This window comes from Mesorhizobium sp. M0778 (genome assembly GCF_040320105.1).
GTDB lineage: Bacteria > Pseudomonadota > Alphaproteobacteria > Rhizobiales > Rhizobiaceae > Mesorhizobium.
On record NZ_JAMYPA010000002.1, the window covers coordinates 151,275 to 170,144 of the forward strand.

The 18,870-nt window shown below is 62.8% G+C and carries 16 protein-coding genes and 2 pseudogenes; 8 read left to right on the forward strand and 10 right to left on the reverse strand.

Annotated elements, in window-relative coordinates:
- Positions 1-458: 458 nt before the first annotated feature.
- From NKI22_RS04480 to NKI22_RS04500, 5 genes are all read right to left on the reverse strand, one after another.
- Positions 459-1,379, reverse strand: coding sequence for a phosphorylase family protein (locus tag NKI22_RS04480; protein WP_023719986.1), 921 nt, complete (start codon positions 1,377-1,379; stop codon positions 459-461).
- A 14-nt stretch (positions 1,380-1,393) separates the two neighbouring features.
- Positions 1,394-2,185 carry an ABC transporter permease gene (locus NKI22_RS04485; protein WP_023719987.1) on the reverse strand — a complete coding sequence of 264 codons (792 nt, stop codon included), beginning with the start codon at positions 2,183-2,185 and terminating at the stop codon, positions 1,394-1,396.
- Positions 2,178-3,065, reverse strand: coding sequence for an ABC transporter permease (locus tag NKI22_RS04490; protein ID WP_352640453.1), 888 nt, complete (start codon positions 3,063-3,065; stop codon positions 2,178-2,180). The genes NKI22_RS04485 and NKI22_RS04490 overlap by 8 nt, the downstream gene beginning before the upstream one ends.
- Positions 3,062-4,099 carry an ABC transporter ATP-binding protein gene (locus NKI22_RS04495; protein ID WP_352937391.1) on the reverse strand — a complete coding sequence of 346 codons (1,038 nt, stop codon included), beginning with the start codon at positions 4,097-4,099 and terminating at the stop codon, positions 3,062-3,064. The genes NKI22_RS04490 and NKI22_RS04495 overlap by 4 nt, the downstream gene beginning before the upstream one ends.
- Before the next feature lie 131 nt (positions 4,100-4,230).
- Positions 4,231-5,163 (reverse strand): ABC transporter substrate-binding protein, encoded by a 933-nt coding sequence (locus tag NKI22_RS04500; RefSeq protein WP_352958247.1) that lies wholly within the window; start codon positions 5,161-5,163, stop codon positions 4,231-4,233.
- Between the two features lie 305 nt (positions 5,164-5,468).
- On the opposite strand from NKI22_RS04500, the gene NKI22_RS04505 reads away from it, so the two are divergent.
- Complete coding sequence (locus NKI22_RS04505) at positions 5,469-6,467, forward strand: LacI family DNA-binding transcriptional regulator (protein ID WP_023719991.1); 999 nt, start codon at positions 5,469-5,471, stop codon at positions 6,465-6,467.
- Between the two features lie 12 nt (positions 6,468-6,479).
- Here NKI22_RS04505 and NKI22_RS04510 read toward each other — a convergent pair whose 3' ends face one another.
- The gene (locus NKI22_RS04510) at positions 6,480-7,064 is read right to left on the reverse strand and encodes a TetR/AcrR family transcriptional regulator (RefSeq protein ID WP_352937387.1); all 585 of its coding nucleotides are present in this window, start codon (positions 7,062-7,064) and stop codon (positions 6,480-6,482) included.
- A gap of 106 nt (positions 7,065-7,170) precedes the next feature.
- Here NKI22_RS04510 and NKI22_RS04515 point away from each other — a divergent pair, with 106 nt between their 5' ends.
- From NKI22_RS04515 to NKI22_RS04525, 3 genes and pseudogenes are all read left to right on the forward strand, one after another.
- A complete protein-coding gene (locus NKI22_RS04515; RefSeq protein WP_352791370.1) occupies positions 7,171-7,986 on the forward strand; it encodes an oxidoreductase in 816 nt (271 codons plus the stop codon).
- A 62-nt stretch (positions 7,987-8,048) separates the two neighbouring features.
- Positions 8,049-8,525: pseudogene (locus tag NKI22_RS04520) on the forward strand (alpha/beta fold hydrolase); the annotation flags it as partial.
- Between the two features lie 90 nt (positions 8,526-8,615).
- Positions 8,616-9,616, forward strand: a pseudogene (locus NKI22_RS04525) (NADP-dependent oxidoreductase).
- Here NKI22_RS04525 and NKI22_RS04530 read toward each other — a convergent pair.
- Positions 9,609-10,538 carry a sugar kinase gene (locus NKI22_RS04530; RefSeq protein WP_352814609.1) on the reverse strand — a complete coding sequence of 310 codons (930 nt, stop codon included), beginning with the start codon at positions 10,536-10,538 and terminating at the stop codon, positions 9,609-9,611. The pseudogene NKI22_RS04525 and the gene NKI22_RS04530 sit on opposite strands and share 8 nt — an antisense overlap.
- 158 nt (positions 10,539-10,696) lie before the next feature.
- Between NKI22_RS04530 and NKI22_RS04535 the strand changes: the two genes are divergently transcribed.
- The 3 genes from NKI22_RS04535 (at position 10,697) to NKI22_RS04545 (ending at position 12,679) form a co-directional block, all read left to right on the forward strand.
- Positions 10,697-11,143: a FixH family protein gene (locus tag NKI22_RS04535; protein ID WP_352590225.1), complete on the forward strand. Its 447-nt coding sequence runs from the start codon at positions 10,697-10,699 to the stop codon at positions 11,141-11,143.
- Positions 11,144-11,150: 7 nt separating this feature from the next.
- Positions 11,151-12,350, forward strand: coding sequence for a cytochrome-c peroxidase (locus NKI22_RS04540; RefSeq protein WP_352484207.1), 1,200 nt, complete (start codon positions 11,151-11,153; stop codon positions 12,348-12,350).
- A 128-nt stretch (positions 12,351-12,478) separates the two neighbouring features.
- Complete coding sequence (locus tag NKI22_RS04545) at positions 12,479-12,679, forward strand: hypothetical protein (RefSeq protein ID WP_031194293.1); 201 nt, start codon at positions 12,479-12,481, stop codon at positions 12,677-12,679.
- A gap of 132 nt (positions 12,680-12,811) precedes the next feature.
- Here NKI22_RS04545 and NKI22_RS04550 read toward each other — a convergent pair whose 3' ends face one another.
- A complete protein-coding gene (locus NKI22_RS04550; protein WP_023720000.1) occupies positions 12,812-13,264 on the reverse strand; it encodes an Lrp/AsnC family transcriptional regulator in 453 nt (150 codons plus the stop codon).
- A 162-nt stretch (positions 13,265-13,426) separates the two neighbouring features.
- Between NKI22_RS04550 and putA the strand changes: the two genes are divergently transcribed.
- Positions 13,427-17,038 (forward strand): bifunctional proline dehydrogenase/L-glutamate gamma-semialdehyde dehydrogenase PutA, encoded by a 3,612-nt coding sequence (gene putA, locus NKI22_RS04555; protein WP_352852292.1) that lies wholly within the window; start codon positions 13,427-13,429, stop codon positions 17,036-17,038.
- Between the two features lie 61 nt (positions 17,039-17,099).
- On the opposite strand, the gene NKI22_RS04560 is transcribed toward putA, so the two are convergent.
- Together NKI22_RS04560 and NKI22_RS04565 are read right to left on the reverse strand one after the other, a co-directional pair.
- Positions 17,100-18,386, reverse strand: coding sequence for an energy transducer TonB family protein (locus NKI22_RS04560; RefSeq protein ID WP_352937385.1), 1,287 nt, complete (start codon positions 18,384-18,386; stop codon positions 17,100-17,102).
- A gap of 47 nt (positions 18,387-18,433) precedes the next feature.
- Positions 18,434-18,868 (reverse strand): hypothetical protein, encoded by a 435-nt coding sequence (locus tag NKI22_RS04565; RefSeq protein ID WP_031194295.1) that lies wholly within the window; start codon positions 18,866-18,868, stop codon positions 18,434-18,436.
- Between the last annotated feature and the right edge of the window lie 2 nt (positions 18,869-18,870).

Genomic DNA, 18,870 nt, shown 5'->3' on the forward strand with positions numbered 1-18,870 from the left:
CGGCCAGTATGGCAGGAGGAGGATGCTGGAGATTGAACCAGGCCATCTCGAACGAAACAGTACTTCGCCTGTACTTCCGCTCCATGGTCGAGTCGCGACCGACGTGGGGGTTTTCGGGAACGTCTCGAGATGGCGCATGTGGTCGGGTGGCGCGTTGAGTTTAACCGGATCAAACGACCATCCGCTTCGGGTCCGCATCAGGTCGTAGCGAGAACGAGCGCAATGCTGAAGCGCCATGATTGTCAGCAAATGGCGCTCTGTGCTCATTCCCGCCGACTAATTCAAACGGCAAGTTCCGCCCATCTGGGCCATTGGCGGCAGCCAGTCTGATTGAGTTTTGACCCTAATCCTCAAACGCCGCCCTCAGCGTTTCGAACGTCGCAAACACGCCCAATGCAGCGCCCTCGGGATTCTTGGTCGGTGGCAGAGCTTCAGCTATCCGGCGCACCAAGGTCGTCTCAGAACCGGCTGGAGCGTTCTTTCGGCTGAGGCGACTTCAAGCCGTGACAGGAGCATTCCGGATCAGCGGGAAGTCGCGCGGCGGTCTCCAGCGCGACCCGCGAGGCTGTCATGGAGAGACTGGGCAGCACGTCCTCCTGCAGCAATTTCTGGCGATTGCGATCCATATAGTCGTTGAAGCCCGCCGTCACGAATGCGCAAGGCACGAAACACGCGCCGATCTCGCGCGACAAGGTCGCCTCAGGGGCGATGGAATGGTTGAGGACATCCGCACCCATGCCCCGATACGCCAAGGCTTCGGCTGGCGTTGTCAGTCGGGGCCCATAACAATGGGCAGCCACCAACTGCTGTTCGATGCCGTAAACGCGGCATTCGGCTGGCCAATGACGGCGGGCCGTTTCGACCAGAACCGCCGCACATCTTGGACACACGATTTGCTTGCCCGAACAGTCAAAGCTCTGGCGGTCAGGAAGCAGTGAAAACGGGGTCTGCGTCAGTTCAATGATGTCGGCGGTCACCACCATGTCGCCCGGCTGGATCGCCTTGTTGACGGCGCCTACAGTCGAGCAGGCGAGAACTTGCCGTACACCCGCCCGCATCAATACCCAGAACGCGCGGCGATGGCAGGAATGGTCGATACGGTCGCGGGGATTGCCGTGCGAATACATGCACAACGCACGTTTTGCTCTCCCTTCGGCTGTGATCGACGCATCGAACTCGAGCAGCTTCCAGTTGTCGGTACGACCGAAAGGCGTTTCAAAACTCATGTCGCGCCGCAACGTGCGCACACCATCGAATTCGACATCTTCCGGGAAGGCAAGCCCCCAGTTTGCCGACCCGGTGATGATGGCCAACCCTACCTGAGGGATGTCCGTCGAATGATCCGTCAGATCGTCGGCTGCATGGTGATTGGTGGGCATGTTTCCAGTCTCGGTCAGGATTTTTGGCGAAGGGTCACAATCAGGACCACGGCCACCACGATGACGGTCCACAATGTCGAGATCGCCGCAATGGTCGGATCGATCTGATCGCGCAGCGACAGGAACATAAGCTTCGGCATCGTGCTGTTGCGACCGCTTGCGATGAAGATCGAAATCACAGACTCGTCGAGCGAAGTCAGGAACGCCATCAATGTCGCCGACAGCAAGCTGATCCGAAGTTGCGGAACGATTATTCCGCCAATGGCTCTGGCCCAGTTTGCACCGAGGCTGCGCGCCGCCTGGACCTGGTTCCAGTCAAAGCGGGCGAGAGCCGGCAGCAACACAATGCAGGCGACCGGAACGGCCAGCACCACATGTCCGACCAGCACACCGAATAGCGTTCCGATCAGATGTTGTGCAGCCAAGACAAAGAAGAGACCGATCGCAAGCAGGATACCCGGGGTGATCGAGGGGGTTAGCAGGACGCTCTGGATGATCGCAGCGGTTTTTCCGCCTAGCCGATTCATTGAAATGCAGGCGAGCAGCGCAAACGGCACCGCGATCAACGCCGTCAATGTCCCAAGGATCAAACTCGTTCTGAGCGCAGCCATCCACGTTGCCGAGCCGAAGAAGTTCTCATACCAACGCAACGAGTAGGCGTGCGGCGGAAACTCGAGGAGATTCGACGCCGAAAAGGAAAGCGGCACCACCACGAGCGTTGGCAGCATCAGAAATGCCATGACAAGAGCGGCAAAGCTCCAGAGCAAAATGCGGGCGAGCCTGTTTTGCGGATAGGCTTCAAGCATAGGGGGCTTCCACTGTGTTCTGGGCCACCAGGCGGCGTGCCGCCAGCAACATCACACCGATCAGCGCCATAAGAACGAGGAGCAGAATGCCCAGGACGCTCGCCGACCCCCAGTCCTGAAAGGTCGATAGTGTACGCTCGATCCGGGTAGAGAGAGGATTTACCTTGCCGCCGCCAAGCACCGCCGGCGTGATGAAAAAACCTATGGCGTAGATGAGGACGATGATCGAACCGGAGAAGATGCCGCCCGCCGATAGCGGCAAAATGACTGTGCGGATGACCTGCCTGAGAGTGGCTCCCATGCTCGCTGCCGCGCGAATGAGATTTGGGTCGATATCGCGCATCGCAGCATAAACAGGCAGCAGAAAGAGTGGCAGCATGTAGTGCACCATGCCGATGAGCGTTCCGGTGAAGTTGTAGACCAGCGGCAATGGCTCCGCCGTCAGGCCTGAACCGGTCAACGCCGCGTTGATCAGGCCATCGCGCCGCAAGAGCACGAGCCAACCATAGGTACGCACCAGAATGGAGGTCCACAGCGGCAGCATGACGAACGCCATCAGCACGTTGGCCACCCTTGGTCTGACGCTGGCCAGAGCCAGCGCCAGAGGGATGCCGAGAAGAATGCAGGCCGCCAGCGTACCCAAGGACAGTTCGAGGGTCGTGACGAGCGCCGACCACGTCAGTCCGCTCGAAAGGACCTTCTGGTAATTGCCGACCGTGTACTCACCCCCGGTGGTCAGGAAGGATTGCCGGATGATCCAAAGGATGGGCAGTATCGCCGCCAGCCCAACGATGAACAGCGCCGGGAGCGAAAGCGAAAGAAAAAACCGCCGCTCGCGCCGTGCATCCGCCGCGAGCGCCGGATCCCGGACGACGATCACGCCATCGCTCCCGGTATCGCGTGAACCTTCGCTGCTGGTGCATATGCAGTCATCCGCTGACCGGCGGCAAGCTCGGCGCAGCCGCCGGCCAGCGCTGCCGGAATGCAGACAAGAACCTCTTGCCCACCGTCAAGCGCCAGCGTCAAAAGCCAATTCTCGCCGCGGAACACTTTGGCGCGCAGTATTCCTTCGAGAGCCACTCCGTCTCCCCCGACGAGCTTCGCATCAAGATGGAAGCTTTCGGCGCGGATCATCAGAGTTTCGCGTGATGGTTCGGCGCCGTCGATTCTGCGTGCTGAGCCTGGCGCCACAATGTTAGCCTCGCCCATGAACTCCGCGACGAAGCGGGTCGATGGACGATCATAAATCCGCTGCGGCGTATCTATCTGCTGGATGCGGCCAGAATTCATCACCGCAATCCGGTCAGACATAATCAACGCTTCGCGCTGGTCATGGGTCACATAGATTGTGGTGATCCTTAGATGATCATGCAGGCGCCGGATCTCATACTGCATGGTCTCGCGCAGATTCTTGTCGAGCGCCGACAGCGGCTCGTCCATCAACATCACGCGCGGTTCGAAGACGATAGCCCGCGCCAATGCCACCCGTTGACGTTGGCCGCCGGATAGTGCGGCAACATTGCGCTCCGCCAGGCCATCCAGCTTCACGCGGGCCAAGGTATCAAGCGCCCGCTGACGCGCCTCCGCTCTCGGTATCTTGCGCAGCACCAGCGGATACGCGACGTTCGCCAGGACATTCATGTGGGGAAACAGGGCGTAATTCTGGAATACTATGCCAATGTCTCGTTTGTTGGGCGGCAGGCGGGTGATGTCTCGATCGCCCAAGAGAAGTTTACCGGAATCCGGCCGGACAAAACCGGCCAGAGCCATGAGTAACGTGGTCTTGCCCGATCCCGATGGCCCTAGCAGCGTGAGGAATTCGCCAGCCTGAATGTCGAGCGAAACATCATCCAGTGCGACGTAGGATCCATAAGCCTTGTGCACGCTTTCGATGGTGATCGCGAGCGACTTCATCATGTGCTCCAGCCTTAAGGCGCGTCGCCTTCGACCGGCCTCACGCGACACGCTTTAGGTTCTTGTTTTCATGCATGTCGTTGTCGCAAATCCGCTGCACACTTTTGCGCGATATGCATTAGAGCTGAGAGTCAGCGGGCCATCATTTCATCGAAGGCTCTTTGGGCAGCCTCGCCATTCTTGACCCACCATTCTGAATTCGAAAACACCGAAGTGCCAGCATTTTCAGGCGCGGTCGCAAGGGTCTTCAGACGGTCCTCGGGAATAAGGCCACCCTCATATGCCGCAGGATTGACTGGGCCATAGGCAATGAAATCGGTCAGCTTCGCAACTCGCGCAGGCTGCGTCATCGCTGCGATGAGCTTCATCGCGGCTTCCTTGTTCGGCGCTCCCTTCGGCACCCCAAGGCAGTCCGTGCCGATGACCGAACCCTTGAACGTGTAGTCAGCCGCGCCGCCATCTGCTTTCACGGTTTGAGCCCGTCCGTTCCAGGTAATGACCAAATCCGCCTCACCATCTTTCAGCAACTGCGCCGACTGAGCTCCCGAGGTCCACCACACGGCAACGTTTGGTTTGATCGCTTCAAGCCGCTTGATGGCGCGCTCTAGCCCTTCCGGCGTGCTGAGCACGGAATAGACGTCCGCCGGTGCTACGCCATCGGAGAGAAGCGCGATCTCGATCGAGTCTTGCGCATTGGCGCGCAACGCGCGGCGGCCCGAGAATTTGGCAACATCCCAGAATTCCGCCCAGGTTTTCGGCGGATTCTCGCCATAGGTCTTGGTGTTCCACGACATGACGGTGCCATAGGAATCGAACGGATAGCAGTAGTCGGACTTCGCACCCTCCGGCACGGCCTTTGGGTCGATGATCTTGTAGTCGAGTGGCTCCAGCAGCGATTGTGCGGCCGCCTGGGCACCTTCCGGTGAGCCCAGGTGAATGACGTCGGTCGTGACCGCACCCGATGTGACCTGCATCTTCAAGGCGGCCAGGCCGTCGCTTAGGGTCTCCTCGCGGACATCATAGCCGAGCTCTTTTGCAGCAGGCCCCCACATGGCCTCCTTCATGGCGTTGCCATAATCGCCACCTGCGGTCGTGATGGTGACTGTTTGCGCATGGACGGGCAAGGCAGCCGAGATTGCGAATGCTGTTAAGGAAATGCGTAGCTAGGACATAGGTTCTCCTCCCCAACTTTATCCAAATGTCGCTCAAAAGTGCCATTATTTTGTAATCGTAACGTTACGATTGCATTTGAATGCGCTGGAGTCAAGCTGCTTCCTGCGGGAGTTTGGATTGACCGGGATGTCGAATCCGGTAACGTTGGCGGTCAGCAAAATCAGCCGGCGCTTTCGCAAACGAAGTCGGGCGAACAATGGCCAATCTAAAGCAGATCGCGGCGGAACTTTCCCTCTCGGTGACCACGGTATCCCGCGCTCTGAAGGATGGGCCGGAAGTGCAGCCCTCGACCATAGCCCGCGTCAAGGAGGCGGCTAAGCGGGTCGGCTATTTACCAAATCATCATGGTCGCGCGCTCAAAACCGGTCGAACGCAGACGCTGACGGCAGTACTCCCGATGGAGACACGAGATCATCTGTCCGATCTGTTGAAGCTTCCTTTAATCGAAGGCATGACGCTGGCGGCGCGGCAAGCCGGTTATAGTCTGTCCATCTATTCCACCACTCCCGACGACGATCCCGTCGAGAGTGTGGAGCGGCAGCTCCAAGCGCGCAGCGCAGACGGCCTGATCATCACACGCCTGGTGTCGGCTGATCCGCGCGTCAAGCTGCTGCTGGATAAACGCATGCCATTCGTCGCGTTTGGAAGAACCGACCTGGATATCGCGTATCCTTATGTCGATGTCGACAATGAACAGATTGCCTACGAGGCGACCCGGCGGCTCATGGATAAGGGCTGTCGACGCATTGCGCTGCAACTTCTCGTTCCGGAGGACCAGGCGAGTGCCATGCGTCTTTCCGGGTATGGAAGGGCAATGGCCGAGGCCGGTATTCCGATCGACCAATCGCTGATCGGTCATGGCATGTTCACCATGGAATCGAGCGCAGGCTGGTTCGATCGCTTGCTGGCGTCATCAGATCCGCCGACGGGCTTGGCGTGCGCCAACGAACTGGGCCTTCTGGGAGCGTTGCACGCCCTCGGCAAGCGGGGTCTTACACCAGGCCGCGACGTCCACATCGTCACCCGTGACAGCACGCGGCTGGCACGTTTCCTGCCGGCAAAGATCGGAGTTCATTCCGTGGATATGGCGGGTGTTGGACGCAAACTTATCGAAGTCCTGGAGAGCCGGATCATCAATCCGCTTGGACCGGTGGAGACTGTCTTGGTGCAAGGCAGATTCGAGCCGGCCGAATAGTCCGGGCTGCCCTCAGGGGGCCACCTCGTCTTGAACCGGCCGGATCAGCGCCTTTGCGGCAGCTGCTCCCGCTGCAAGGATGCGATCCGACAATTCCGTCCCTTCCAGGGCGCGGGCCAGTTGAAGCGCGCCGATGAGCGTTGCAAACACACCCAACGCAACGCCCTCTGGATCGTTGGTCGGCGGCAGAGAGTCGGCTATCTGACGCACCAGGGATTGGGCGCGTTCGGCATAGAGGGCCCGCGTTTCAGGCGGCTGCCGCGCTATTTCCGGCAGTAGCGCGGCCGAAGCGCAGCCCTTTCCAGGATTGTCCCGGTGCTCGGCCGATAGATATGCCTCTATGGCCATTTCCGGACCGCCGACGGCCAACGCTTCCTGCACTTGCTGCGACTGCGCGTCCAGGGCCGCCGCCACGCTTTCACGGACGAGCTCCGCCTTGGACTGAAAGTGCGGATAGAAGGCCCCGTTCGTCAGCCCGGCGTCGCTCATGATGGTCGCCAGCCCGGACGCCGCGATGCCGTCAGATCGAAAACGTTCGGCGGCGACCTCCATGATCCGGCTGCGTGACGCGTCTTTTCGGCCCTTTTCGTAGCGCATGTCTTTCTTTCCTGTCCTGCTATTGCATTATGCTCATAACCTGATATTACGACCATAATTCAATTCGTGGAAATAAGCTAGACCTCTCGAACCTGGAACATTAAAAATGGATGGGAATTCTGAAAAAACCGCAATCGTGACCGGAGCCTCCTCGGGCATCGGCCGCGCCAGCGCCGAGGCCTTGGCGCGGGCGGGGTTCACTGTCTTTGGCACAAGTCGCCGCAAGACCAGTAATGGCCCGGAAGGGGTGACCATGCTGGCATGCGACGTGACCGATGATGCGGCCGTCACTGCGCTCGTTGCCACCGTGCTCGCGCAGACCGGCCGGATCGATCTCCTGGTCAACAATGCCGGTGTCGGCCTGCTAGGGGGTGCCGAGGAATCCTCGGTCGCACAGGTACAAGCCCTGTTCGACGTCAATCTGTTCGGCGTCATGCGGATGACCAACGCAGTATTGCCGTCGATGCGGCGGCGCGGCCAAGGGCGCATCATCAATATCGGCTCCATTCTGGGATTGGTACCCGCGCCATACTCAGCGCATTACTCGGCAGTCAAGCACGCGCTCGAAGGCTATTCGGAATCGCTCGACCACGAGGTGCGCGCCTTCAACGTCCGCGTTTCCGTCATCGAGCCGGCATTCGTCCGCACCGTCTTCGACCAGAACGGCATCGAGCCGGATTCGCTGTTGAAGGAATACGATCGGGCTCGAGCCGGGCTCAAGGCGTTGCTGGGCGATGTGATGCCGATAGCCGATCGGCCGGAAGTGGTGGCGAATGTGGTCGTCAAGGCGGCGACCGATGCCCGTCCGCGACGGCGTTACACCGCTGGCAAGGCAGCGCGCCAGGTCAGCCTGCTGCGCCGCTTTGCCCCCGCGGGGATGTTCGACAAGAGCCTGCGCAAGCAGTTCCGCTTGCCGGTCTGAACAACAGAGCCAGGGGATTTCGCGCATATGCGACTAGCAACCACAACACATTTGGTCAGGCCCTTGTGCGCAAACTCATCCTGGCTGGCACGGGGCCGGCCGGTGGCGAAGGCATCGACAAGGTGACGCCGCTGACGATCGTGGACATGATCAAGGGCGCGCTGACTTTGCGGGATCCGAAATACTATCTCTTCTTCACAACGACGCCGAATGGGCGCCGCGCCGCAAACGCATTTCTGCAACGGCTGAAAGAGCGCCGGTCCAACCGGGACAAGGCGGTATCGCTGAGCGCCTTCGGCGCGCAACTCAAGGCGATCAAGGCCTACGGACTCCAGGCGCCGCAAGACCTGAGCGCTATCCGCATTCCCACTTTGGTTGCGAATGGCGACCAGGACAGGATGGTGCCGAGCAGCAATACCTACGATCTCGCCGGGCGTATCCCAGGGGCGCATCTGGTTATCTATCCGGATGCCGGGCATGGCGGGGTAGTTCAGAACTACGCCGATTTCGTCCCGAAAGCCCTGTCCTTCCTCGAGGCTGAGGTCTTGCCGCAGGGCGGCCATGCAACTGAAAACGTTCGGCTTGTTTTGTCGCGGAACACCAACAGACATTCTTAGAAAGTAACTGCCATGAAGGCATTCGTTGTCGATAAATATAATAAAAAGGGCCTTCTGCGGCTGGCCGAAATGCCGGAGCCGCAGCTCCAGGACAGCGATGTCCTGGTCGAGGTTCATGCCGCAGGGGTGAACCTGCTCGATTCCAGGTCAGAACCGGAGAATTCAAGCTCATCCTGCCCTATCGCCGGCCCTTCATCCTGGGCCATGACGTGGCTGGGAAGGTTATCCGCGTGGGATCGAAAGTCCGCAAGTTCAAGGCCGGCGACGATGTCTATGCGCGGCCGCGCGATGGCCGGATTGGGACATTCGCCGAGTTCATCGCCATGGATGAAGCCGATGTGGCCTTGAAGCCTGAGAATCTCAGCATGGAAGAGGCGGCCTCGATTCCCCTGGTCGGTCTCACCGCCTGGCAGACGCTTATCGACAGGGCAAACCTGAAGAAGGGACAGAAGGTCTTCATCCAGGCTGGTTCCGGGGGCGTGGGAACATTCGCTATTCAGTTGGCCAAGCACCTCGGCGCGACCGTTGCGACAACCGCGAGCGCGTCGAGTGCCGATCTGGTGAAAAGTCTCGGCGCCGATGTTGTCGTCGACTACAGGCAAGAAGACTTCGAGAAGGTTCTGTCGGGCTACGATGTCGTCTTGAACAGCCAGGACGCCAAGACGCTCGAAAAATCCCTGAGCGTGCTGAAACCGGGTGGCAAGCTCATCTCCATCTCGGGTCCACCGGATTCCGAGTTTGCCAGGGAAAAGGGACTGAATTTTATGCTGAGGCTGGTGCTGCGCTTCCTGAGCCGCGGAATTCGGGCCAAAGCCAAGCGCCGTGCCGTGCAGTTTTCGTTCCTTTTCATGTGGGCGCAGGGCGATCAGCTGAGCAAAATCACCTCCCTAATCGAATCCGGCGCGATCCGCCCGGTTCTGGATCGGGTCTTTCCATTCGAAGCGACCAATGAGGCTCTGGCCTATGTCGAAACAGGACGCGCCAAGGGCAAGGTCGTCATCAAGGTCAGATAGCAGTTGCCTCGAACGCAGCCCTGAGCGTCTCGAACGGCGCCAGGGCGCCGCGCACCTGTACGACGGCGGCGGCGACGCGATGGGCGCGCTGCACCGCCTCAGTCGGCGCATGGCCGGCAAGGCGGGCGGCGAGATAGGCGCCATTGAAGGAGTCGCCGGCGCCGGTGGTGTCGACCGGGGTGGCGACGTGTACCGCCGGCACGATTTGCAAGGTTCCGTTTTGCGCGATCAGCGCCGGTTCCTCGCCGTTCTTGACGACGACCTCGCCGACCAGCTTTCGCAGCCGTTCGGCTGTTTCCTGCGGTGTCGTATCACCAAACAGCATCTGCTCGTCGGGAAAGGTGGGTAGCGCGATGTCGGCGACGGCGAGCGCCTCGAGGATCGCGGCCTGCGCTTCCTCGCTTTGGCGCCACACCCGCGGCCGGTAATTGGGATCGAAGGCGATCAGCGAGGCGGCCGCGCGCGCCTTGGCCACGGCCGTCAGCAGTACCTTGCGCGCACCCTCGTCGAGGATTGCCAAAGTGATTCCGGAAAAATAGACCAGCGCCTGGTTTTCAAGGCTTTTCTGTAAAGCGGCTGGGTCCGAAGCCAACTGCCTCGCGGCCGCATCGGCCCGCCAATAGGTGAACGAACGTTCGGCGCCGGTCAGCGTGATCGCATAGAGGCCGGGGCGGGCGCCCGCTATCACCGGGCTGGCGCCGACGCCGATGCCGTTTTCGGCGAGGAATTTGATCTGGTCGCCCGAGAACGGGTCGTCGCCGAAGGCCGAGACATAGGTCGCCGGCCGCTCGCCGCTCAAGGCATGCAGGGCCCATAAAGTGTTGAACGTGTCGCCGGCAAAGCCCATCCGCCAGTTCGGCCCGGCCTGGCCCGAAAGCTCGAGCATGCACTCGCCGATCGAGGCGACGCCGTTTCCTGCCATGAAGTACTCCTCCATCCGTGCAATTGCGGTGCTGTAGCTTTTTGCGGCCGGCAGCGCCATGCTTGGCGACGGCGGATTCTTGCGCTGGGCGCGATTTCCCACAGGGGCGTGGGACGCGATCTGCCCAGCGAATCGTTATCCGCAGAACAGGAATGGGTTTGGCATCGTTATGGCGTTATCTTCTTGGAGGCTTCGGCCTGGCTGCCTTGCTCGCCGGTGTGCTGGCCGTCGTCTATCTGACGGCGCCGCATGCGCCGCAACCAAGCTCGGACGTCGGCCGTTCAAGGACGACGGCGAACAAGCTGTTCGTGGCGACTTTCGAGCCCGAGAAAGGCGTCATCCGGCAGGGCGAACTGGAGTCCTGGCTGCTCACATTGAAAACCGTCGAGGGTGCGCCGGTGGAAGGTGCTGCGATAACGATTTCCGGCGGCATGCCGCAGCACAAGCACGGTCTGCCGACCAGCCCGCAGGCGACCGATTACCTCGGCGCAGGACGCTATCGCATCGACGGCGTGAAATTCACGATGAGCGGGTGGTGGCAGTTGCATTTTGCTATTTCCGCCGCGGCCGGTTCGGACACTGTCGTCTTCAACGTGGTGCTGTGAGCCATAGATGAGCCGGTTTTCCAGTCTTCTCGCGTTGGTGATGGTGGCCGTGCTCGCCGGCTGCGGCAGGCCGGAGTTTTCCGACGCCGAGAAGCAAACCGTCGCCTCATTGGCGCTGTCCAAGCTGCCGCCGCTGAAGCCCGACACGACCAATCGCTTTGCCGAGGTGCCGGCCGCCGCGGCACTCGGTTCGACGCTGTTCTTCGACACCGGGATGAGCGGCGGCGGCACCGTATCCTGCTCGACCTGCCACAAGATCGACCGCCAGTTCCAGGACGACCTGCCGCAAGCGGTCGGCGTCGGCCGCACCAACCGGCGTACCATGCCGCTGGCCGGCGTCGCGCATGATCCCTGGTTCTTCTGGGACGGGCGGCGCGACAGCCTGTGGGCGCAAGCACTGACGCCGCTCGAAAATCCGCTGGAGCAGGCCGGCAACCGCGCCGCCTTCGCGCATTACATCAAGGCCCGTTTCGGCGAGCGCTACGAGCGCATCTTCGGGCCGCTGCCGGACCTTTCGGGTGTGCCGGCCAATGCCAGCCCGCTCGGCACCGATGCCGAGAGGGCGGCCTGGAACGCCATGCCGGAGGCGCAAGCCGAGGAGGTCAATCGCGTCTTTGCCAATATCGGCAAGGCGATCGCCGCCTTCGAGCGCTCGATCGCGCCGCCGCAGACACGCTTCGACCGTTTTGCTACCGATCTTGCGGTGGGCGCCGAGCCGCAAGGCGACGCCGTCTTTTCGCCGGAGGAAATCCTCGGCCTGAAGCTGTTCATCGGCAAGGCCAATTGCGTGACCTGCCACAACGGCCCGCGTTTTACCGACGGCAGTTTTCACAACACCGGCGTGCCGCCTGTCGCGGGCCTGCCGCCGGATCGCGGCCGCGTCGACGCGGTGGCGCAGGTCGAGGCCGATCCGTTCAACTGTTTCGGCACCTTTCGCGACGGTGATGCCAGCGCCTGCCGCGAGTTGCGCTTCATGGTCAAGGCCGGGCCGGAACTCATTCGTGGGTATAAGACGCCGTCGCTGCGCGGTGCCGCCACCCGGCCGCCCTACATGCATGCCGGGCAGTTTTCCTCGCTGGACGAAGTGGTGGCGCATTATTCCAAGGCGCCGGCCAGTGTCGAAGGTGTATCCGAGATCCACCCGCTGCAGCTTTCGGACCGCGAACGCGCGGCTCTGGTGGCGTTTTTGAAGACGCTGGCGGAGTGAGGCCGGGTTTGTGTGCGACAAGAGCGGACCACCGTCTTGGGCCGCCAAATAACGTTGACACGATGCAGGGTCGCTGCTCATGATAACCAAGGCGCAAAGTGCGATACCTCAGGCTGTGGGAGGATAAAATGCAGCCACTTGAAATCGACGCCAAGCCTCAACCTGTTTCAATTGACCCCGCCAAGACCGCAGTTCTCGTCGTGGACATGCAGAATGACTTCGGCTCGAAAGGCGGGATGTTCGACAGAGCCGGAATCGACATTTCCGGGATTCAGCGGGCTGTCCGCCCCACCGCCCATCGCGTCGGATGCACCCAGGAGCAATCATGACGCCTCGATTACGCTCGTGCAGATACTCTTTGGATGGACATCGACGTCCGACCATTTCCTGAGGGCGATCGAGGAGCAATTTCAGGAGCGTCTTGAACGAGCCGGATGAGCTGACGAGATATCATTGAGCGCCTACCGATCCTTCACCGTCTCCATCGCCACGAAAGTCGAGGTCTGGGCGACGTGCGGCAAGGCCGAGATGCGTTCGCCGAGCACGCGCCGGTAGGCGGCGATGTCGGTGGTGCGGACCTTCAGCAGATAGTCGAAGCTCGATGCCATCATGTGGCACTGCTCGATCTCCGGCACCGTCTGCACGGCGCGGTTGAAGGCGTCGAGCGCGGCCGAGCGGGTGTCGGACAGTTTCACCTGGACGAAGGCGACATGGCCTTCGCCCATGCGCTCGCGGTCGACGATCGCCTGGTAGCCCCTGATAAAGCCGTCCTTCTCCAGCCGCTTCACCCGCGCCTGCACCGGCGTCTTCGACAGGCCGACTTTTGCCGCCAGTTCCGACATGGAAAGCCGGCCGTTGCTGCCCAGGGCCGACAGGATGTTTCTGTCGATGCGGTCCAATTGGTCTTCTGCCATCGGATTCCTGGTCGAATTGGAGGTGATTGGCCATAATGATAGATCAATCGACCTGTCCTGTCGATTTCTTTGGACCGGACGAAATCCCTACTTATGTTAGCTTGCGCCATTCGGTCCGGTGACCGCCGGCCCGCTTCCTTATGCTCGCTCTACAGGACCGCCATGCCAGCGCTCGACACCATCCGCCAGCAAATCCGTGCCAATTATTTGCCCGACGAAGACCAGGCGGTGAAGCGGCTGGCCGAGGCGGCCGGGCTGTCCGTGCACGATCGCAAGGCGATTTCGGCCCGTGCCGCCGATCTGGTGCGGGCGGTGCGCGGCTCGTCCGATCCGCGGCTGATGGAAGTGTTCCTGTCCGCCTACGGCCTCTCGACCAAGGAGGGCGTGGCGCTGATGTGCCTGGCCGAAGCGCTGCTGCGGGTGCCCGACACCGAGACGATGGACGACCTCATCGCCGACAAGATTGCGCCGCACGACTGGTCGGCGCATTCGGGCGGTTCGAGCTCGATCTTCATCAATGCATCGACCTGGGCGCTGATGCTGACCGGCCGCGTGCTCGACGAAGGCGAGGGCGGCATCGAAGGCACGCTACGCGCCATGGTGCGCCGGCTGGGCGAGCCGGTCATCCGCAAGGCAGTCGCCGCCGCGATGCGCGAGATGGGCGAGCAGTTCGTGCTCGGCCGCACCATCGCCGAGGCCGTCAGGCGCGGCCGGCCGATGACGCAGAAGGGCTATCTCTATTCCTTCGACATGCTGGGCGAAGCGGCCCGCACCGAGGCCGACGCGCTGCGCTATCTCAAGGCCTATGCCGACGCCATCTCTTCGCTCGATGCCGGCGCCAACGGCCCCGACATCCGCCAGAACCACGGTATTTCGGTCAAGCTGTCGGCGCTGCATCCGCGCTATGAAGTGACCCAGAAAGAAAAGATGCTGCCGGTGATGGCCGAGCGGCTGTTGTCGCTGGCGCTGGCGGCGCGCCATTCGCGCATGGGGCTCAACATCGACGCCGAGGAAGCCGACCGCCTCGATTTGTCGCTCGACGTCATCGAGCGGGTGTTGGCCGAGCCGGAGCTTGCCGGCTGGAACGGTTTTGGCGTCGTCGTCCAGGCCTATGGACCGCGCGCCGCCTTCGTCATCGACTGGCTCTACGCTCTGGCCAGGAAATACGACCGCAGCATCATGGTGCGGCTGGTCAAGGGCGCCTATTGGGACACCGAGATCAAGCGGGCGCAGACGCTCGGGCTCGACGGCTATCCGGTCTTTACCCGCAAGGCCAACACCGACGTCTCCTACTTGGCCTGCGCGAAGAAGCTGTTGTCGATGACCGACCGTATCTATCCGCAATTCGCCACTCACAATGCCCACACCGTCGCCGCCATCCTGTCGATGACGACGGAGCGCGATACATTCGAGTTCCAGCGCCTGCACGGCATGGGCGAAGCGCTGCATGAGACGGTGCGGCGGGCCGAAGGCACGCGCTGCCGCATCTATGCGCCGGTCGGCGCGCATTCCGACCTGCTCGCCTACCTGGTCCGCCGGCTGCTGGAGAACGGCGCCAATTCCTCCTTTGTCCACCAGCTCACTGACGAGGAGGTCGAGCCCGAGGACATTGCCCGCGACCCGCTCGAAACGGTGGAGAAACAAGGCCCCGCCGCCAATCCGGCGATCGTGCCGCCGTCGGCGATCTTTGGCCCCGGCCGGCGCAACTCCAAGGGTTTCGATATCACCGACACGCTGACGCTGGCGGCAATCGACAAGGCCAGGGCCGAGTTCGCCGGGCCGGAGCGCTGGCACGCCAAGCCGGTCAGCCGCGCCGCCGGCTACGGCAAGCAGCGTCCGGTGGTCAATCCGGCAAAACCTTCGGAAGTGGTCGGCACGGTCAGCGAGGCCGGCGCCAAGCAGGTCGAGACCGCCGTGCGCATCGCCGTCGAGGCACAACCGGTATGGGCAAGACGCCCGGTCGCCGAGCGCGCCGCCATCCTCAACCGCGCGGCCGATCTCTATGAGGCGAACGCCGTCGAGTTCTTTGCGCTCGCCGCCCGCGAGGCCGGCAAGTCGCTGGCCGACGGCGTTGCCGAGGTGCGCGAGGCGGTCGATTTCCTGCGCTACTATGCGGCCGAGGCCGCCAATGCCGAGGCGGGCACCGAGGCGCGTGGCGCCATCGCCTGCATCTCGCCGTGGAACTTTCCGCTTGCCATCTTCACCGGCCAGATTGCAGCGGCACTGGTCACCGGCAATTCCGTTATCGCCAAGCCGGCCGAGCAGACGCCGCTGATCGCCTTCCGCGCCGTCCAGCTGCTGCGCGAGGCCGGCGTGCCGGAAGACGTCATCCAGCTTCTGCCCGGCGACGGTCCCTCGGTCGGCGGCCCGCTGACCGCCGATCCGCGCATTGCCGGTGTCTGCTTTACCGGCTCGACCGAGGTCGCCAAGCTGATCGAAAAGCAGCTGGCCGAGACCGCCGCGCCCGACGCCATGCTGATTGCCGAGACCGGCGGCCTCAACGCCATGATCGTCGATTCCACGGCGCTGCCCGAACAGGCGGTGCGCGACATCCTCGCCTCCGCCTTCCAGAGCGCCGGCCAGCGCTGCTCGGCACTGCGCATTCTCTACGTGCAGAAGGACGTCGAGAAGAAGATGCTGGAGATGCTGAAAGGCGCTATGGAAGCGCTCAGCCTCGGCGACCCCTGGCGGATCTCGACCGATGTCGGCCCGGTCATCGACGACGAGGCACAAGCGTCGATCCGCGACTATTGCACGAAAATGGGCCTGCAGGGCCGGCTGATCGCCAAGCTCGAAGCGCCGAAGGACGGCCGCTTCGTCGCGCCGCACGTCTTTCGGGTCAAGAGCATCGAGGAGTTGGAACGCGAGGTGTTCGGCCCGGTGCTGCACGTCGCCACCTTCGATGCCGACGAGATCGATGCGGTGATCGCCGCGATCAACCGCAAGGGCTACGGCCTGACCTTCGGCCTGCACACCCGCATCGAAGGCCGCGCGCAGCATTTCGTCGACGGCATCCATGCTGGCAACATCTACGTCAACCGCAACCAGATCGGCGCCGTCGTCGGGGCGCAGCCCTTCGGCGGCGAGGGGCTTTCCGGCACCGGACCGAAGGCGGGCGGGCCACATTATCTCCGGCGCTTCCGCAAGGGGCCGGAGGCCGGCACCCATCTTGCCGAAGGCCGCAAGGTGACGGCGACCGAGCTCGCCGACAATCTGCCGGACCCGGCCTTTGGCGGCTGGTCGACGCGGCCGGATCGCGTCGCCATCCTGAGGAAACATCTGCGCGGCAAGGGTGCCGCGGCCATCGGTGCCGCCGCCGGCATCGATTTCGGCCAGGTCGACCTGCCCGGGCCGACCGGCGAGGCCAACACGCTGTCGCTGTCGCCGCGCGGGCGCGTGCTGTGCCTCGGTCCCGACGCGGATACCCTGCTTGCGCAGACGATCCAGGCGCTGGCTGCCGGCAATGCCGTGCTCGCCGTCGCACCTGGCGCGCCTGCGGCACTGTCGGCGCTGACCGGCAAGGGCCTGCCGCTGGCGGCGATCGACGGCCGTCCGGACCCGGTCGAAGCGCGCTCGCTGCGGGTCGATGTCGTCGCCTTTTCCGGTATGCCCGAGGCCGCGCGCATCGTGCGCAAGGTCATCGCCGACCGCGCCGGCCCGATCGTACCGCTGGTCAGCGAAGTGTATTATCCGGCCGCCTATGCGCACGAGCGCGCCGTCTGCGTCGACACCACGGCGGCGGGCGGCAATGCCAGCCTGCTGGCCGCGGCATAGGGTTTCGCCAGGGCTCGCTCATCGCGGGCAGGGCGGCGCCGACTCTGCGTGGGGAGGGTCGCTACCTGATACCGAGCGGCACCTCGAACTGCCAGGCCGAGCGACCGGCTCCGTCTGGAATCGGGGGAAACGGAGAAGCCCGGCGGACCGCGTCGAGAGCGGCCTTGTCCAGCGCGGCAACGCCTGAACTGCCCGTCAGCCTGGCCGACCGGACGCTGCCGTTCGAACCGACGGTAAAGGCAACCGTGGCTGTGCCCGTGGCGCGCGTGCGTGTCGAATTGAAGGCCCGCACCAGCTTTGATCGGATCTTGCCGGGGTAGTTTGTGACGGCTGCATTGCCGATGCCGGACTTGCCGCCCCTGCTGGCAGTCAGGATCTTGCCGTCCTTCTTGCCGTCGGCCGTGCCGCGCGCGACATCCATTTCGTCACGGCCGCCGGAGCCGGTCTTTTTCTTCTTGGAATCGGCTTTGGCAAGTGCCTTGCCCGCCTTCTTGCGCGAGACCGGCTTTTCAGGCTCGTTTGGTTCGGCTTTCCTGGCCGGCTTGTTCTTTGCGGTTGCCTTCTTCGGCTGCTTGGGCTTCGGCCTTTCCGGCTTCGGTTCTTCCGCCGCGACGACGGTCTCGACCGTCTGAACCGTTTCGGCCGGCGCCGGGTCGGCTGGTGCCGGAGCACTCGTCTCGGCAGGATCGGCCCTTTCGACCGTGCTGACTGGCGGCGGCACGGCATTGTCGTCAGTGGGCACCAGCCTGTCGGTCGCGAGAATGTCGGGCGATGGATCCGGGCGCGCCGGCTCGACAGGCTGGGCAGGCGCGGGCTCGGGGCGATCGGCAAGAGGAGCAGTTTCCGTGACGGCCTCGCTAACCGGCTCGACCACATCTTTTTCCGATGCTTCCGCCACATCGGTGACCGGCTGGAGCGCCTCCTCTGCCGCGGTTGCCTGCGCCTCGACCGTTTCGACGGGCTTGGCGTCGAGCATGGTCACCATCGTTACGTTGGTCACTTCCGGGTCGTCTCCGACATCGCCGGCCGCCTGCTGCGGATCGGCGCCGAGCAGCATTTCGCCTTGCTGGTCGGCACCTTCGATGCTTGGCCTGTCGTCCGGCAGGGTGAGAAAGGCCAGCGCCACCGCTGCGTGAAATGCGCAAGAGCAGGCGATCGCCACCGTCCAGTTGTGGCGCCGCTGCATCTGTCGTGCCTGCCGCAATGGCTCCGCCGGCACCGCAGTCAATTCGCCGTCGGCATCGGCGATGCAACTGTCTTCCGGTCTGTCGCGCGGCGAAACATGCAGCACCCCGCGAGGGATGGCGAAATGGGGATCGTCCGGTTCCGGCGGCAGGAAACCGGCCAATGGCCACGCCAGGGTGTTTCGCGCGAATGCCGGTTCCAGTCCCAAATTCAGACCCCGAAGGCGATGCCGGTCCTGGTCTGCGTCTTCAGCCCGCGCATGCAGGCATTCGGCTCGGCGCCGGCGCATTCCGTGGCGCTGTTGATCAACACGCGGCTGACCTTGCCGCAATCGGTGCCGGCAAGGTCGAAACGCGTCACCTTGGTCTTGCCTGCAGGCAGCTCCTTGAAATCGAGCACGGTCAGCCGGTCGACGACGCCGGCCTCGTTGAACAACGCGATCTCGAACGCCGCCTTGGAAAGACCGGCGCCGAGATTGTTGGTGACCACGAAGGTTAGGCGGCAGCCCTTGTCGGATGGCTGCGCGCCGTTCAGCTCGAGGATCAGCGCCGGCGCTTGCTGCTGTGTCCATGCCGGAGCCGCCGCAAGCGACATAGCCACCGCCGCGGCCAACAGACGAAGGGATGCTGTCACGCCTTGCCTCATCG

What these genes read in the sequence shown, in the direction of transcription:
- NKI22_RS04515 (WP_352791370.1), top strand. Translation starts at nt 7,171, where the DNA reads ATGGATGGGAATTCTGAAAAAACCGCAATCGTGACCGGAGCCTCCTCG.
- NKI22_RS04550 (WP_023720000.1), bottom strand. Translation starts at nt 13,264, where the DNA reads ATGGCAGAAGACCAATTGGACCGCATCGACAGAAACATCCTGTCGGCC.
- NKI22_RS04495 (WP_352937391.1), bottom strand. Translation starts at nt 4,099, where the DNA reads ATGAAGTCGCTCGCGATCACCATCGAAAGCGTGCACAAGGCTTATGGA.
- NKI22_RS04530 (WP_352814609.1), bottom strand. Translation starts at nt 10,538, where the DNA reads ATGGCAGGAAACGGCGTCGCCTCGATCGGCGAGTGCATGCTCGAGCTT.
- NKI22_RS04565 (WP_031194295.1), bottom strand. Translation starts at nt 18,868, where the DNA reads ATGAGGCAAGGCGTGACAGCATCCCTTCGTCTGTTGGCCGCGGCGGTG.
- NKI22_RS04540 (WP_352484207.1), top strand. Translation starts at nt 11,151, where the DNA reads ATGAGCCGGTTTTCCAGTCTTCTCGCGTTGGTGATGGTGGCCGTGCTC.
- putA (WP_352852292.1), top strand. Translation starts at nt 13,427, where the DNA reads ATGCCAGCGCTCGACACCATCCGCCAGCAAATCCGTGCCAATTATTTG.
- NKI22_RS04480 (WP_023719986.1), bottom strand. Translation starts at nt 1,379, where the DNA reads ATGCCCACCAATCACCATGCAGCCGACGATCTGACGGATCATTCGACG.
- NKI22_RS04505 (WP_023719991.1), top strand. Translation starts at nt 5,469, where the DNA reads ATGGCCAATCTAAAGCAGATCGCGGCGGAACTTTCCCTCTCGGTGACC.
- NKI22_RS04510 (WP_352937387.1), bottom strand. Translation starts at nt 7,064, where the DNA reads ATGCGCTACGAAAAGGGCCGAAAAGACGCGTCACGCAGCCGGATCATG.
- NKI22_RS04485 (WP_023719987.1), bottom strand. Translation starts at nt 2,185, where the DNA reads ATGCTTGAAGCCTATCCGCAAAACAGGCTCGCCCGCATTTTGCTCTGG.
- NKI22_RS04545 (WP_031194293.1), top strand. Translation starts at nt 12,479, where the DNA reads ATGCAGCCACTTGAAATCGACGCCAAGCCTCAACCTGTTTCAATTGAC.
- NKI22_RS04500 (WP_352958247.1), bottom strand. Translation starts at nt 5,163, where the DNA reads ATGAAGGAGGCCATGTGGGGGCCTGCTGCAAAAGAGCTCGGCTATGAT.